The sequence below is a fragment of the Billgrantia lactosivorans genome (assembly GCF_003254665.1).
GTDB lineage: Bacteria > Pseudomonadota > Gammaproteobacteria > Pseudomonadales > Halomonadaceae > Halomonas > Halomonas lactosivorans.
Window position 1 is genome coordinate 1 of the sequence record NZ_QHGY01000029.1, and the last position, 1,897, is coordinate 1,897.

General features: G+C 65.3%; 2 protein-coding genes. Both read right to left on the reverse strand.

Features of this window, described 5'->3' with window-relative positions:
* Positions 1 to 646 (reverse strand): AraC family transcriptional regulator (locus DIS04_RS20220; RefSeq protein ID WP_162623139.1); only part of this gene is annotated, 646 nt, incomplete at its 3' end.
* 260 nt (positions 647 to 906) lie between these two features.
* A complete protein-coding gene (locus DIS04_RS20225) occupies positions 907 to 1,644 on the reverse strand; it encodes a FadR/GntR family transcriptional regulator (RefSeq protein ID WP_111415588.1) in 738 nt (245 codons plus the stop codon).
* Positions 1,645 to 1,897: the final 253 nt, after the last annotated feature.

A 1,897-nucleotide genomic window follows, 5' to 3' on the forward strand; every position in this document is an offset into this window, starting at 1 on the left:
CCAGCACGTGCTTGAGGGGCACCCGCTGGTGGTCGTGCTCGCCGCGCACCCGGTCGCAGATGAACATCTCGGAGATGCCTGCCGAGAGTTCGCGACCGTGCTCGCGCCCGATCAGGGTCAGCATCATGTCCAGCGGCGCGGTGCCGCCGGAGGCGGTGGCCCGGTCGCGGTCGATGGAGAACAGCCGCGTGGTCAGTACGGTGCGGGGGAAGGACTCGCGCATCGCCGCCAGGCACTCCCAGTGCACGCTGGTTTCGTAGCCGTCCAGCAGCCCCGCCTTGGCCAGCGCCCAGCTGCCGGTGCAGATGCCGCCCAGCCGGCGCGACAGGCGCGCCTGGGACTGCAGCCAGGTGACGTGCTCGCGCTGCACGGCGCGGGCCGGCCCCACGCCGCCGCAGACGATCACCATGTCCAGCGCCAGCGGCATGCTGATGGCGCCGTCCGGGGTCACCCGCAGCCCGTCGCTGGCCGAGATCGGGCCGCCATCCACGCTCAGCGTGAACCAGCGGTACAACTCGCGCCCGGCCAGCTGGTTGGCCATGCGCAGCGGCTCGATGGCCGAAGCCAGCGAGAACAGGGTGAAATTTTCCAGCAGCAGGAAGCCCAGCGTCTGGGGTGCCGTTTCCTTGTACGTGGCCATAGTCATGCTCCGATGCCGCGCGTCGTTATGGTTGTCGGCATGTTTCCCGTCGAAGGGGTGTGTCAGGGTCTTGAGGTGTCGCGATCAGGCAAGCCCGACCTTGACTGTATTCCAAGATGTCGCTCTCGGATACGTTAAAAATCGGTCATTCGCAACAAGGCCGCCAGGCAGGCGCTCTTCCCGTGTCGCATGCGGATGCGGTGTGCGTCGCTTTTGGGCAAGTGGGTTGGGCGCCAGCGCAAGGGTCACCGCCTACCGCCCCCTTCTCACTGCTCCAGATAGGCGCTGTAGAGATTCCACGAGCGGTTGAGATGCTGGTACATGGTCTCTCTCGCCGCCGCTTCGTCGCGCGACAGGATGGCCTCGAGGATGTAGCCGTGCTCCTCCTTGACCCGGCCGATGTAGCGCTCCGCGGCGGCCCGATCGATGTCGCCGGCCAGCAGCTTGGCGCGGGGTATCATGCTCTGGCTGAGCTGGGAGTAGAGCTGGGCGAAGAAGGGGTTCTTCGCCGCCTGGAAGATGGCGAAGTGGAATTCGTAGTCTTCGACCCGGGCCTGGGACTTCTCGGCATGCGCCTTGATGAAAGCGGCGTGCTTGGCTTCGAGATGGCGACGATCCTGTTCGTCGTATCGCCGGGCCGCCAGCGCCGCCGCCGCCGGTTCCAGCGACAGGCGGAGTTCGAGCACGTGCAGGATGTCCTCGATCGTGGTGGGGCTGATCCTCTCCGCCGGGCGGGCCTCGATGGCGGTGGAACGCAGCACCGTGGTGCCCACCCCCCTGCGCGTCTCGACCAGGCCCAGCGACTTCAGGTGGGTCACGGCCTCGCGAATCACCGTGCGGCTGACGCCGAACGAGTCGCACAGCCGCGCCTCGGTCGGCAGCTTGTCGCCCACCTTGATCTTCCCTTCCAGGATCAAGGCTTCCAGCTTGTCGGCGACATGGCTCGGAAGACTTCCCTGCTTCGTGACCTTCTGTACGTTCAGTGCCGAGATATCGGTTGTCATGGCGTTACCCTGAGCATGCCCCCTGTAGCCCCATACTATGTCACCAGCGTGCGCGCAGCCTATCGCCCGGCGTTTCGTCATACGTCATATTAACTCATCCGGGACACACCAGGTATCGAACCCTTTGTCGAGGCGAACAAAAAGCCCCACGACCATACCGGTCGTGGGGCTTCGAATTCGTGGCGCGCCCGGCAGGATTTGAACCTGCGACCTTTGGCTTCGGAGGCCAACACTCTATCCAACTGAGCTACGG

Excerpts from the sequence above, each read along its gene's own strand:
- DIS04_RS20225 (WP_111415588.1), bottom strand. The coding sequence starts at position 1,644 with ATGACAACCGATATCTCGGCACTGAACGTACAGAAGGTCACGAAGCAG.